Annotated in this window: 12 protein-coding genes; 8 read left to right on the forward strand and 4 right to left on the reverse strand. The window is 59.2% G+C overall.

Features of this window, described 5'->3' with window-relative positions:
• Positions 1-306: 306 nt before the first annotated feature.
• Entirely contained in the window at positions 307-2,127 is a 1,821-nt protein-coding gene (locus tag RAE19_RS05525) for an AAA family ATPase (RefSeq protein ID WP_313873972.1), read from the forward strand.
• 12 nt (positions 2,128-2,139) lie between these two features.
• Positions 2,140-3,213, forward strand: coding sequence for a 5-methylcytosine restriction system specificity protein McrC (locus tag RAE19_RS05530; protein WP_313873973.1), 1,074 nt, complete (start codon positions 2,140-2,142; stop codon positions 3,211-3,213).
• A gap of 170 nt (positions 3,214-3,383) precedes the next feature.
• Here the strand turns inward: RAE19_RS05530 and RAE19_RS05535 are convergent, their stop codons facing one another.
• Positions 3,384-4,328 carry a LysR family transcriptional regulator gene (locus tag RAE19_RS05535; RefSeq protein ID WP_313873974.1) on the reverse strand — a complete coding sequence of 315 codons (945 nt, stop codon included), beginning with the start codon at positions 4,326-4,328 and terminating at the stop codon, positions 3,384-3,386.
• Positions 4,329-4,407: 79 nt separating this feature from the next.
• On the opposite strand from RAE19_RS05535, the gene RAE19_RS05540 reads away from it, so the two are divergent.
• From RAE19_RS05540 to RAE19_RS05550, 3 genes are all read left to right on the forward strand, one after another.
• Positions 4,408-4,830 (forward strand): DoxX family protein, encoded by a 423-nt coding sequence (locus RAE19_RS05540; RefSeq protein WP_313873975.1) that lies wholly within the window; start codon positions 4,408-4,410, stop codon positions 4,828-4,830.
• A gap of 96 nt (positions 4,831-4,926) precedes the next feature.
• Positions 4,927-5,790 (forward strand): pirin family protein, encoded by an 864-nt coding sequence (locus RAE19_RS05545; protein WP_313873976.1) that lies wholly within the window; start codon positions 4,927-4,929, stop codon positions 5,788-5,790.
• Positions 5,791-5,816: 26 nt separating this feature from the next.
• The gene (locus tag RAE19_RS05550; protein ID WP_313873977.1) at positions 5,817-6,935 is read left to right on the forward strand and encodes a patatin-like phospholipase family protein; all 1,119 of its coding nucleotides are present in this window, start codon (positions 5,817-5,819) and stop codon (positions 6,933-6,935) included.
• 92 nt (positions 6,936-7,027) lie between these two features.
• Here RAE19_RS05550 and katG read toward each other — a convergent pair whose 3' ends face one another.
• Positions 7,028-9,238, reverse strand: coding sequence for a catalase/peroxidase HPI (gene katG / locus RAE19_RS05555; RefSeq protein ID WP_313873978.1), 2,211 nt, complete (start codon positions 9,236-9,238; stop codon positions 7,028-7,030).
• Positions 9,239-9,393: 155 nt separating this feature from the next.
• On the opposite strand from katG, the gene RAE19_RS05560 reads away from it, so the two are divergent.
• Entirely contained in the window at positions 9,394-10,326 is a 933-nt protein-coding gene (locus tag RAE19_RS05560; RefSeq protein WP_313873979.1) for a class I SAM-dependent methyltransferase, read from the forward strand.
• A gap of 22 nt (positions 10,327-10,348) precedes the next feature.
• Here RAE19_RS05560 and RAE19_RS05565 read toward each other — a convergent pair whose 3' ends face one another.
• Together RAE19_RS05565 and RAE19_RS05570 are read right to left on the reverse strand one after the other, a co-directional pair.
• Entirely contained in the window at positions 10,349-10,627 is a 279-nt protein-coding gene (locus RAE19_RS05565; protein ID WP_313873980.1) for a zf-TFIIB domain-containing protein, read from the reverse strand.
• A gap of 86 nt (positions 10,628-10,713) precedes the next feature.
• Positions 10,714-11,058, reverse strand: coding sequence for an HPF/RaiA family ribosome-associated protein (locus RAE19_RS05570; protein WP_313873981.1), 345 nt, complete (start codon positions 11,056-11,058; stop codon positions 10,714-10,716).
• Positions 11,059-11,155: 97 nt separating this feature from the next.
• Here RAE19_RS05570 and RAE19_RS05575 point away from each other — a divergent pair, with 97 nt between their 5' ends.
• Positions 11,156-12,040 carry a LysR family transcriptional regulator gene (locus tag RAE19_RS05575; protein WP_313873982.1) on the forward strand — a complete coding sequence of 295 codons (885 nt, stop codon included), beginning with the start codon at positions 11,156-11,158 and terminating at the stop codon, positions 12,038-12,040.
• A 102-nt stretch (positions 12,041-12,142) separates the two neighbouring features.
• Entirely contained in the window at positions 12,143-13,075 is a 933-nt protein-coding gene (locus tag RAE19_RS05580) for a Tim44 domain-containing protein (protein WP_313873983.1), read from the forward strand.
• Positions 13,076-13,139 lie beyond the last annotated feature (64 nt).

Here is a 13,139-nt window from a genome sequence, read left to right on the forward strand (position 1 = left end):
TGGTCAGTGGATGGGTACCAAGTAGAGGGCTTTCAGTGGGTGGCGTATGGCCGGGTTAGACGATGTGCAGCCTTTTACGAGCATCCGCTGTTTCGCAACCTTTTGGCAACAGCGCCATTGGTGCACATCGGCACATTCAGGGCGCCTCTTATTCCTGTTGCAGATTTACCAATAACTGTCGAGGTCCCTTGCACATCGGCTGCGCCACGGCCGACGTCCGAAATAGAAGCGATCTGGGTTTCGCCCTAGCGAGCTTTGAAAAATATACTCTTGAACCATAGTAATAACTCCAAGGGAGGGCCCTCTATGTCCTTATTCCACGACAAGATTGATGGTGTGCCGCAGTTTGTGAGCTACTTCCCAGCTGTACACCGAGCAATGCAGCACTTTGGGGGGCAAGCAGTGCCCAAGCAGGTATATGCCTTTATTGCAGAGCACGAAGGGCTTACTGCGGAGGACATAGCCCACAAGAACAAAAACGGTGGTCCCACTTTTGAGAACCGTGCAGCATGGGCGCGGTTTTACATGACCAAAGCGGGCTGGATGTATGCCCCGAAGCATGGTATCTGGGCGCTATCAGAGGACGGCGTTAAAGCTAAAGAGCTATCGCTTGAACATGCTGTTGCCATGTTTAAAAGCGTAGCTACAAAGCTCAAAGGTCATGAGGAAGACGTCAGCGTACCTGAGGACGTTGAGCCTGAAACCGCGCAGTACTGGTTTGTCGGCGCAGCATGGGATAACAACGATCAGATGTCCCGTTTCCTAAGCGAAGGGATTTGGCAAAACGGCCATGAGCACAAGTTTTCCGACCTCGTACGCGGCATGAAGCCAGGTGACCGCATCGCGATCAAATCCAGTTTTGTGCGCAAGCACAACCTCCCATTTGATAACAAAGGTGTGCGAATCAGTGGCATGAAAATTAAGGCTACGGGCGTTATCACGCGCAATCACGGCGATGGCAGGACTGTGGATGTGGCCTGGCAAGTACCCGTGGAACAACCCCGAGAGTGGTATTTTTACACCTACCGGACGACGGTAAGCCGCGCCCGCGTAGAGGATGAAGGGCTAGCCTGTAAATTGGTGGCGTTTGTTTTTGACGGAGCAGCGCAAGACTACGACTTTTTCATGTCGTACCCCTATTGGCGCGATCGATTTGTAAGTCCCGATGCGGATGCACTGTCACAAGAAAACTCTGAAAGCAGCGAAGACTTGTTAGATGAAGAAGAGCAAACCTCCGTGGCTGCTGTGTATGACATAGGTGACATCGTGACGGAAGGGTGCTTCATGCAAGAAGCCGCACTGCACAGCATTTTGGGGCTATGGCGCGCCAAGAAAAACCTGATTTTGCAAGGCCCGCCAGGTACAGGCAAAACCTGGCTGGCAAAGCGGCTGGCCAAAGCTTTGATTGGCCTTAAGACGGTGCCTGATGAGCAGTTACGCGTCGTGCAATTTCACCCTGCGCTCTCGTATGAAGACTTTGTCCGTGGCTACCGCCCCGGCGGGGATGGACGATTGACTCTCACAGATGGTGTGTTCCTGCAGGTGGTACAGGCAGCCATTGCCCAGCCCGACATGGAGCATGTTTTAGTGATTGAAGAAATCAACCGTGGGAACCCCGCGCAGGTGCTCGGTGAGATGTTGACTCTGCTAGAGAGCAGCAAGCGTTCCCGCGCCGATGCAATTGAACTGGCGTATTCCAAGGCACGTGGCGAGAAGGTGTATGTGCCCGAGAACCTGTATGTAATTGGGACTATGAATGTGGCTGACCGCTCGCTAGCACTGGTTGATTTGGCTCTACGTCGGCGTTTTGCGTTTGTGAACTTGGTGCCGAATTTAAATGAAGCTTGGCAGCAGTGGTGTGGGAGCAAGGGGTTGAATGCAACAGCAATTGACCACATTCAGTCCCGCATGCAAAGTTTGAATGAAGAAATCGCAGCTGACCGCGCGTTAGGGCCACAGTTCCAAATCGGCCATTCTTATGTAACCCCGCATGAACACGTGCACGATTCGCAAAAATGGTTTTCAGACATAGTGAGATCAGAAATTAGCTCCTTACTGCACGAATACTGGTTTGATACGCCACAGCGTGCGGATGAAGCCATCGCTCAATTACTCAAGCTTGGATAGAGGCACGTGGGAATGGCCACACCCATACCTCTGCGCAATATTTGGCTGCTTTTTCTGTATGCGGCCGATTTGGTGCAATTTAAAGACAGCACTCAGGTAGAAGCTGAATCGGCCAGAAATCTGCCAGAACTGCTAGCGCGACTCCTTACTCAGGTAGTGCGGCAGCGATTGCGCAGCAACCTAAGCAGAGGTTATCAACCGAGGCATGCCGTGCTGTCGCGTGTGCGTGGTCGCATAGATGTATTGGCAACTGCATCCGGACAGTTGCTGGAACAAGGGCGTGTAGCTTGCAAATTTGAAGAACATACGCTGGACACCCCGCGTAACCAGTTGGTCCGTGCTGCACTAGAAAATCTAGCGATCAGGCTTGAACTGCCTGAGTTGGTACATGAATGCAAAGCGCTATCTCACCTAATGGCAAGCATGGGGGTTGGTAGCCAAAGGCCTTCTCGCTCCCAGTTAGCAACAGACCAAGTCAACCGCAATGAGACTACCGACTTGTTGATGTTGAGCCTAGCCAAGATGGTGTTTGAGGCTTTTATCCCCACTGAGGAAAATGGCCAAACAAATGCGGTTTTGGCGGATGCTGATGTGCATTTGGTACGCCGTTTGTTTGAAAAAGCAGTCGCCAATGCATTACGTATCCAGCTCCAGCCCGTTGGTTGGCAGGTCTTGCGCGGCCGCAAGCTTAGGTGGCCTGTGCAAGCGATATCAGAAGGACTTGATGCTCACTTGCCGGGTATGCAGACGGATATAGAACTACTGCACCATGCCCGGAAGCACAAGTTGGTGATTGACACCAAGTTCACCAACATCTTTACCTCAACGCAGTTCAAAGAACAGGTACTGCGCAGTGGGTACCTTTATCAGCTCTACGCGTACTTGCGCACACAGGAAGATGCAACCTTAATGCGGGGTTGGCGCAGCGAAGGGATTTTGTTACATCCCCAGTGCGGCGAAACCCTTAATGCTTATATGAGCGTGCAAGGCCATTGCATGAGATTTATGACGATTGACTTGATGAGTTCCGCTGAGGTGTTCGAGCAGCAACTTTTGAGTTTGGGTGAATCGATCGAGCATACGTAAAGGTTCTTCCGCTACAAGCAAAAGCCATCACGCCTAAAGTGATTGACTGTTGCTTAGTAAGAATTTGCCGCGCAAACCGAAGCGCCGGCTCAAACTGCTACGATTTTCATAGCTACCCGCACAGCCTACACCTGAGCTTTCTGCCGATTTCATTCAAAAACCGCCCCACCTCACGCATCCCCCAGTGCCGCCTGCAGCATCTCAATAAACACCCGCGTCTTGGGTGGCATGAGCTTGCGACCGGGGAAGACGGCTGAGACAGGCATTTGCGGAAAACACCACTCGGGCAACACCCGCACCAGCGCGTGGCGGCGCAGATCGGCTTGGGTGAATACATCGGGCACTGCGCCTATGCCGGTGCCGGCCAGCACCAGGCGCAACAGCAGGTCCGGCGCGTTGGCCGCAAAGCGGCCGGGGGGTAGCGCAGTCCATGCCTGCTCGCCATTCACCAAGCGCCAGGGCAGGGGCTCCCCGTTGCCGCCCAGCAAGCGCACCGCCTGGTGCTGCAGCAGGTCTTGCGGTGTCTGCGGTGTGCCGTGTTCGGCCAGGTATTGGGGCGAGGCATACAACCCGGTGGACATGAGGCTCAGGCGCCGCGCAGCCAGCAGGCTGTCGTCCGGCAAGGCGCCGATGCGCACCGCCACGTCAAAACCTTCACCCAGCAGGTCTACCCGGCGGGCCGATAGGTCCAGCTCCAGCGAGATGCCGGGGTACATGGCCACAAACGCACCCAGCATGTCGGCCAAGAGCAAGTGGGCAATGTCTGCCGGCATGGACACCCGCAGCCGCCCGGTGGGCGTGGCCTGGCGGCGCTCGCTCAGGGCGGCTACAGCCTCTACCTCCAGCACCACCTGCTTAGCGTGCTCGAGCAGTTGCTGGCCGAACTCGGTCAGTGTTTGGCGGCGGGTGGTGCGCAGCAGCAGGCGCTCGCCCAAGCGCTGCTCGAGGGCTGCGAGCCGGCGCGACACGCTGGACTTGGGCAGCCCCACCTTGTCGGCCGCACGGCTGAAACTGCCCAGCTCCGCCACGCGGGCAAAGATGAGCAGGTCGTTAGGGTCGATGGCGGCAGTCTGGAGTGCGCTTGATTGTTCCATGGTGACAACAATCATATCCATTTCAAGGGATTTTCAGGCTGATTGATGAGGAATACAGTTCACCCATCGCAAACAACTTCCCCCTTGAAAGGAAATCACCATGTCCTCTAGCAACACCACCACTACCGCCCAAAACGCACTCAACCTCGCAGGCCGCGTGCTGTTGGCTGCCCTGTTTTTGCCAGCTGGCATCAGCAAGCTCACCGGCTTTGAAGGCACCGTGGGTTACATCGCTTCCGTCGGTTTGCCACTGCCCGCCGTCGGCGCTGTGCTGGCACTGTTGGTTGAAATCGTCGGCAGCGTGGCGCTGATCGCCGGCTTCGGCACCCGCATCGCTGCACTGGTGTTGGCCCTGTTCACGCTGGTGGCCAGCTTCTTCTTCCACGCTTTCTGGGCTGTGCCGGCTGACCAGGCCTTCATGGTGCAACTGCTGTTCTTCAAGAATGTGGCAGTGGTCGGTGGCTTGTTGGCCTTGGCTGCTAACGGCGCCGGTGGCTGGAGCCTCGACGCTCGCCGCGAATAAGACCCGGTACAGCTCGGCGCGGCACGCCGCACACAGCCCTTCAACCACGGGCCGCCTTTGCGGCCTGTCTGTCTGTTCAACCTCAAGGAGATCACCATGACAGTTCAACAATCACGCACCATTGAGCGCCTGGTGGCAGGGCAAGCCACCTCGGACGGCGCAGGCGTCAAGCTCACCCGGGTACTGACCCAGAACCTGCAACACCGCTTGGACCCCTTTTTGATGCTGGATGCCTTCGGCAGCGACAACCCGGATGACTATATTGCCGGCTTCCCCGAGCATCCGCACCGCGGGTTTGAGACTGTGTCGTACATGCTGAACGGCCGCATGCGCCACCGCGACAGCGCGGGCCACGAAGGCCTCGTCACAGACGGTGGCGTGCAGTGGATGACTGCGGCGCGCGGCGTGATCCACTCCGAAATCCCGCAGCAAACCGAAGGCCGCATGGAGGGCTTTCAGCTCTGGCTGAACCTGCACAGCAGCGAAAAGATGGGCGCCCCCTGGTACCGTGACATCCAGGCGACCGACTTGCCCAAAGTCACTACCGACCAAGGCGTGCAACTGACCGTGATTGCAGGCGAAAGCCATGGCACCGAAGGTGCTGTGCAGCGCGAGAAAACCCAACCGCTGTACCTGGATGTGCACATGCCTGCCGGCAGCACCTTCAGCCAACCGCTACCCGCCACACACAACGCGTTCATTTATGTGTACCGCGGTGACGTGCAGGTGGGCGACAAGGCGGTGCCCGCCCAGCGCATGGCCATTTTCCGCAACGATGTGGCTAGCGATGGAGTAACCATCACCGCCAGCGCAGACACCAAGTTCCTGTTGATTGCCGGCAAGCCGTTGAAGGAGCCCATCGTGCAATACGGGCCCTTCGTGATGAACTCTCAACAAGAGATTTATCAGGCACTAAGCGATTTCAGGGATGGGGTCTTGGGCGAGCCGTCAGCTGCCTGAATGCCGCCTTGCCCTAAGCTCGGGGCATGACCGACCCCAAAACCCTCACCGCCACGCGCCCCATGGTCAACCTCGCCCTGCAGGGCGGGGGCTCGCACGGGGCATTCACTTGGGGGGTGCTGGACGCCCTGCTCGAAGACGGCCGGCTGGACTTTGAGGGCATCAGCGGCACCAGTGCCGGCGCCATGAATGCGGTGGCGCTGGCCCACGGCTTTGCGCAGGCCGAGGGTAAATCGCGCAAGGTGGCCAGAGACAGCGCCCAACAGTCGTTGGCAGATTTTTGGGAAGGTGTGGTCAGCATGGGCGCGCTCAGCAGCTCGCTGGCAGGCGCCCACAAGGTGCCGTTTGACTTGCTGTTCGGCGGGCTCTCGGCCCTCACCGGCTCGGCATCTCCCAGCCAGATCCTTTCTGACGCGGTCACCAGCTTCTGGACGCAAGCGGTATCGCCCTACCAAAGCAACCCGCTGGACATCAACCCGCTGCGCGACTTTTTGGAACGCCAAATGGACTTTGAGCGCCTGGCTGCCTACCAAGCACTCAAAGTGTTTGTAGTTGCGACCAAGGTGCGCACCGGCAAGGCCGAGATTTTTTCGGGCAAGCGGCTAACGGCCGATGCAGTGATGGCCTCCGCCTGCCTGCCCACGGTGTTCCAAGCAGTGGAGATTGAAGGCGAGCACTACTGGGATGGTGGCTACGCCGGCAACCCCGCCATTCACCCGCTGATTTACGAATGCACAAGCCCGGACGTGATGCTGGTGCAGATCAACCCCATCGAACGCCACAAGCTGCCCACCACGGCGGCCGGCATTCTGGACCGACTCAACGAAATTACCTTCAACTCAGCGCTGATTGCCGAGATGCGCGCCATCGACTTTGTGAAGCGCCTGCTGGCCGAGGGCAAGCTGGACCCTGCGCGCTACAAGAATGTGCTGATGCACCGCATCGATGGCGGCAGCATTCTGGAGGGCTACCCGGCCTCCACCAAGTCCGACACCGACGCCAAGCTCATTCACACCCTGCGGGACTTGGGCCGCGCCTCTGCCAAAGAGTGGCTTAAAAAACATGTGGCCTCCATCGGGGTGGAATGCAGCATCAACATCGCCGCCGACTACCTGGACGACCTGCGGGTGCCTACCGCGGACTGAAGCAAAAAACCCCGCTGCATCACCGGTACACCGGCAGCACAGCGGGGCTGTAAGCCGCCACCCGGGGGCAGCGGCAATCACCAACCGTTAGCTCACACGAGGTCGAAGCGGTCCAGGTTCATCACCTTGGTCCATGCGGCCACAAAGTCACGCACAAACATGGCTTGCGCGTCATTGGTGGCATACACCTCGGCCAACGCACGCAGTTGCGAGTTGGAGCCGAACACCAGGTCCACCACAGTGCCGGTCCACTTCAGGGCACCGGTGCTGCGGTCACGACCTTCGAGCACGCCCGCCTCTGCTGCCTTGCTCCACTTGGTGCGCATGTCGAGCAGGTTCACAAAGAAGTCATTGCTCAAGGTTTCAGGACGGGTGGTGAACACACCGTGCTGCGCTCGGCCCACGTTGGCATTCAGGGCACGCAGGCCACCGACCAGCACTGTCATTTCGGGTGCGCTCAGGGTCAGCAACTGCGCCTTGTCGAGCAGCAACTCGGCGGCCACGCCTTCGAGGCCTTGGTGTGCGTAGTTGCGGAAGCCATCAGCCACCGGCTCCAACACCTGGTAGGACTCCACATCGGTTTGCTCTTGCGAGGCATCCATGCGGCCGGGGGCAAAAGGCACGGTGACAGCTTGGCCCGCCTTTTGAGCGGCAGCTTCCACTGCAGCGCCACCGGCCAACACGATCAAATCCGCCAGAGAGATCTTCTTGCCATCGGTTTGCGCGGCGTTGAAGGCTTGCTGAATCGCCTCTAACTTGGCCAGCACCTTGGCCAGCTGCGCAGGCTGGTTGGCCGCCCAGTCTTTGGCCGGGGCCAAGCGGATGCGTGCACCATTGGCACCGCCGCGCTTGTCGCTGCCGCGGAAGGTGGAGGCAGACGCCCATGCAGTGCTCACCAGCTCAGAAATGCTCAGGCCAGAAGCCAGCACTTGGGCTTTGAGGGCAGCCACATCGGCAGCATCCACCAAGGCATGGTCCACGCCGGGGATAAGGTCCTGCCAGCTCAGCACCTCGGAGGGCACCAACTTGCCCAAGTAGCGAACACGGGGGCCCATGTCGCGGTGGGTGAGCTTGAACCAGGCGCGGGCAAACGCGTCGGCAAACTCGGCGGGGTTCTGGTGGAAGCGGCGCGAGATTTTCTCGTACGCCGGGTCCATGCGCAGCGACATGTCGGCCGTGGTCATCATGGGCGGGTGCTTCTTGGATGCATCGTGCGCATCCGGAATCATGTGTTCCGGCTTCACGTTCTGGGCGACCCACTGGTGCGCGCCTGCGGGGCTCTTGGTCAGAGCCCACTCGTAGCCGAACAGCATGTCAAAGTAGCCGTTGTCCCAAGTCGTGGGGTTGGGCTTCCAGGCGCCTTCAATGCCGCTGGTGGTGGTATCCACACCTTTGCCGCTGCCCAACTTGTTGATCCAGCCGAAGCCCTGCTCTTCAATGCCAGCCGCTTCCGGCTCGGGGCCCACCAGGGTGGGGTCGCCAGCGCCGTGCGCTTTGCCGAAGGTGTGGCCGCCGGCTACCAGGGCTACGGTTTCTTCGTCGTTCATGGCCATGCGGGCAAAGGTTTCGCGCACATCGCGGCCGCTGGCCACGGGGTCGGGCTTGCCGTCCGGACCTTCGGGGTTCACGTAAATCAGGCCCATTTGCACAGCGGCCAGCGGGCTCTCGAGCTTGCGGTCACCGCTGTAGCGGCTGTTTTCTTTGTCGCTGGTGGCGAGCCACGCTTTTTCGGCACCCCAGTAAATGTCTTGCTCGGGTTCCCAAATGTCTTCACGGCCACCGGCGAAACCAAAGGTCTTGAAGCCCATGGATTCGAGTGCCACGTTGCCGGCAAGAATCATCAAATCCGCCCAAGAGAGCTTGCGGCCGTATTTTTGCTTAATGGGCCACAGCAGGCGGCGGGCTTTGTCGAGGTTGCCGTTGTCGGGCCAGCTGTTGAGCGGGGCGAAGCGTTGGCTGCCGGAGCCGGCGCCGCCACGGCCGTCCGCCGTGCGGTAGGTGCCGGCCGAGTGCCAGGCCATGCGCACCATCAGGCCACCGTAGTGGCCCCAATCGGCGGGCCACCAGTCTTGCGAGTCGGTCATCAGCGCGGTCAGGTCTTGCACCACGGCGTCGAGATCGAGCGTTTTGAATTCTTCGGCGTAGTTGAAATCTTCGCCCATCGGATTGGAGGCCGGGGCATGCTGGTGCAGGATGCCCAACTTGAGCTGGTTGGGCCACCAATCAGCATTCGACGGCGCGGCTGCGCGGGCATTGGTGCTGCGCGCTGCGTGGGGGAAAGGGCATTTGGCTTCTGTAGTCATGCAAGTCTCCTGTGAGGGTGGTGAAATCGATCTGGTTTGCAGTTTAGTTTTTACCTATCAACCTTGCCAATTGGATTGCCCAATAGCACCGATAGTGATTTTTATAAGCCACACACTGCATACACTCCCCGCATCCTCTACTGAATAAACGCCCCTTGCAAGCTCTGCTCTCTACCATCGCCACGATGGAACTCCCCTCCGATGCCTGCCGCCTGTTTCATGGCCGGGGCGGCCTGTTCCCCGGCAGCGAATCCTGGTCGCTGGACTGGTACCCACCGGTGCTAGTCGCCACCAGCTTTGCGGTTGCGAGTGAGGCTGAGCTCGCGGCGCTGGGCGATGCATTGACAGCGCGCTGGGCCCAGATCGGCGACGGGCAGCCTCTGAATTGGGTATTTCAATGCCGTGCTGACGGCCACGCCGACACCCGCTTAATGGCCGGCGCAGTGCCTGAGCCCCATGTGGTCACCGAAGCGGGCAGCCGCTACAAAGTGCAGTTGTTAAAGGGCCAGAACCACGGCCTGTTTCTGGACATGGCAGAGGGCCGGCGCTGGGTGCGCGACTATGTGGCCCGCCACCCGAAAACTTTTGCCTTCCGGGTGCTCAACCTGTTTGCCTATACCTGCTCGTTTTCGGTGGTGGCCTTGCAGGCCGGTGCCCGGCATGTGGTGAATGTGGACATGAGCCAGGGCGCACTCGCAACCGGCCAACACAACCACAGGCTCAATGGCATAGAGAGTGGGGTCAGCTTTTTGGGGCATGACATCTTCAAAACCTGGGGCAAGATCACTCGCAGCGGCCCTTATGACCTCGTCGTGCTGGACCCGCCCAGCTACCAGAAAGGCAGCTTTGTGGCCACCAAAGACTATGGGCGGCTTGTGCGCCGCCTGCCCGAGTTGTTGGCGCCCGGCGGTCATGCCTTGGTGTGCCTGAACGCACCGGAGCTGGACACCGACTTCCTGAAAAACCATGTGCGGGAGCAAGCCCCCACCTTGGAATTTGTGCAACGCCTGGCCAACCCGGCTGCATTTGCCGATATTGCGCCAGAGCGGGCCCTCAAGGTATTGGTCTACCGCATGCCGGAGGGCTGAAACCGCTCAGGGGGCCAAGGCGCTAGTCAAAGATCTCGTGCAACCACGATTTCTTGCGGCTCTGCGGGTAGCGCTTGTGCTCGTGAAAGTCAGAGTCTTCAAAATCGCGATGCCGCGGCGCCGACGGAGGGCGTTCCGCCGGCATGGTCTGCACTGGGGCGGAGCCGGAGGCTTTGTCCAGCAGCTTGTCGAGTTCGCCGCGATCCAGCCAGATGCCACGACAGGTCGGGCAATAGTCAATCTCGACGCCTTGCCGCTCGGTCATCACCAGGGTGCTGCTGGGGCAATGGGGGCATTTCATAGGGAACTCTTTGCTTCAAAAATTCGAGGTTTCGGGCTGCGACAGGACCCAGCCGATCCATACCCGTGTTAAAAAATCTTCGCCCATCAATTCGCTTCGCGGATTGGTTTGGCCAGTCGTGTGCGGGCAGGCTTTCTCTGGCGGTCCATAGTTCGCGTCAGGGCGCGCACCAGGCGCTCCAAACCGTCATCCAGTGCGGTGCGCCAATCGCTCGCCAGCGAAGAAATCACCAGCACCCCCGACTTCTCGGTTTTCACCTCCAACAAGCAATGCTTGTCTACGCCGCCCTTAGGGCCATTGATGTCGGTGAACATGACTTTGGTCCGCGGCACCGTGGCACCTAGCCTGCGCAAGACAAACCGCACCCGCTCCAGGGCCTCTTGGCGCAAAGTGCTGCCAGTTGCATGTCGCGATTCAAAAATGACTTGCACAAAAAACTCCTTGCTGTGAATGAGCCTCCACCTTAAGCACGAGAACATTCTGCAAAAAGCAGATAATTTCTGATCTACATTCCTGTAAATACAGAATATGAGCACGAGCTTTAACTACAAGCACCTGTACTACTTTTGGGTGGTGGCCAAGGAGGGCGGCATGTCACGGGCGGCCGACAAGCTCGACATGGCAGTACAAACCGTGAGCGCGCAGGTCCGCGAACTGGAGCGCTCGCTGGGTTATGCCCTGCTCAAACCCGCCGGCCGCGGCTTGGTGCTCACAGATGCGGGACAGACCGCTTTGCAACTGGCCGACCAGATATTCCAGATCGGTGAGAACCTGCCCGAGCGGGTGCGCGAATCAGCCAGCGCCCCGTCTATGCGGCTGGCTGTGGGCATATCAGACGGCTTGCCCAAGCTGGTAGCGCGCCGCCTGTTGCAACCGGTCATCAGCGAGCCGACCCTGCGCTTGATTTGCCACGAAGGCGAGCTTGACGAGTTGTTGGGGGACTTGGCCTTGCACCGGCTCGATGTGGTGTTCTCAGACCGCCCAGCTCCGGCCAACCCCAACATCAAGCTTTATAGCCACGCCATGGGGCAGTCGCCCATGGCGTGGTACGGCACCCCCGCATTGGTGGACGGTGCAGCGAGCCACTTCCCCCAGTGCCTTGCCAGCACCCCGGTGCTGCTACCCACAGCCCACACCGCCGTGCGGGCCCGCCTGGACCACTGGTTTGAGCAACAGGGCGTTCGCCCGCGCATCGTGGGCGAGTTTGAGGACAGTGCGCTGCTCAATACCTTCGGGGCCAGCGGCATGGGCATTTTTCCGGCAGCCGAATGGGCTGAGCAAGACTTGCTTGCCAACTATGGCGTCGAACGATTGGCTCCCTGCGAAGGCGTGACCGAACATTTCTTTGCGGTGGGCACCGAAAAGAAAGTCCAGCACCCCTTGGTGCAGCGGGTGCTGGATGGCATCGCCTGAACCTTCAGTTTTTTACGGAACGTTATTCTTAAATACACTGGTTTTTAATTGGTCTTTTCGCACGTAATCTCCGCCTGTCATTCATTTTTTCAGGAGATCGACATGAAAAGACTTCTTTCCGTTCTCGCGGTAGTGTTCACGATGGGCATTGCCAGCGTTTCCATGGACGCCGAAGCGGCCAAGCGATTGGGCGGCGGCAAGTCCATGGGCACCCAGCGTCAAGCCACCCAGGACAAAGCGCCATCAGCCCCTACCGCCCAAAACGCGGCACCGGCCGCAGGCGCAGGTGCTGCCGCAGCTTCCAAGCCCTCTTGGATGGGGCCAGTCGCAGGTATCGCAGCGGGCTTGGGTATCGCCGCGCTGGCATCGCACTTCGGTTTCGGTGATGAGCTCGCCTCCATGATGACCATGGCCTTGATCGCATTCGCCATCATGGCAGTGGTGGGCTTCTTCCTGCGTAAGCGGGCCATGGCTCGCCAAGGTGGCGCGGCAGGTGCAGGCGGCTTGATGCCGGCTGGCGCCTCTGCAGGCCAAGGCGGTGCAGTAATGCCCCAACAGGCCTACAAAATGGCGACACCAGCAGCATCCGGCATGGGCGGTTCGTCCTCCGGCTCGCTGATCGGTGCTGACATTGGCGGCCAGCCCGCTGCAACGTCTGCCATCCCCGCTGACTTTGACCGTGCCGGCTTTGAGCGCAACGCGAAAGTGAACTTCATCCGTTTGCAAGCGGCTTATGACGCAGGCAACCTGGACGACATCCGTGAGTTCACCACGCCAGAGATGTTTGCAGAAATCAAGCTCGACTTTGCCGAACGCGAAGCATCTGCCCAGCCCGGTGAAGTGGTTCGCATCGACACCACCGTGCTCGAAGTGGCAGAAGAAGCGCAGCGCTATGTGGTGAGCGTCAAGTTCACCGGCTTTATCCGCTACGGCGCAGGTTCCGACGACGAAACATTCGACGAAATTTGGCACCTCACCAAGTCCCGCCAAGGCAATGGCGGATGGGTGTTGGCTGGTATTCAACAAGCCAGCTAAACCCTGCAAGGCGGGCCACACCGGCCTGCCTTGCCCCCCGAGCCCGGTTTGCACCAGCAAGCCG

The sequence above is a fragment of the Rhodoferax potami genome, assembly GCF_032193805.1.
In the GTDB taxonomy this organism is placed as follows: Bacteria; Pseudomonadota; Gammaproteobacteria; order Burkholderiales; family Burkholderiaceae_C; genus Allorhodoferax; species Allorhodoferax potami_A.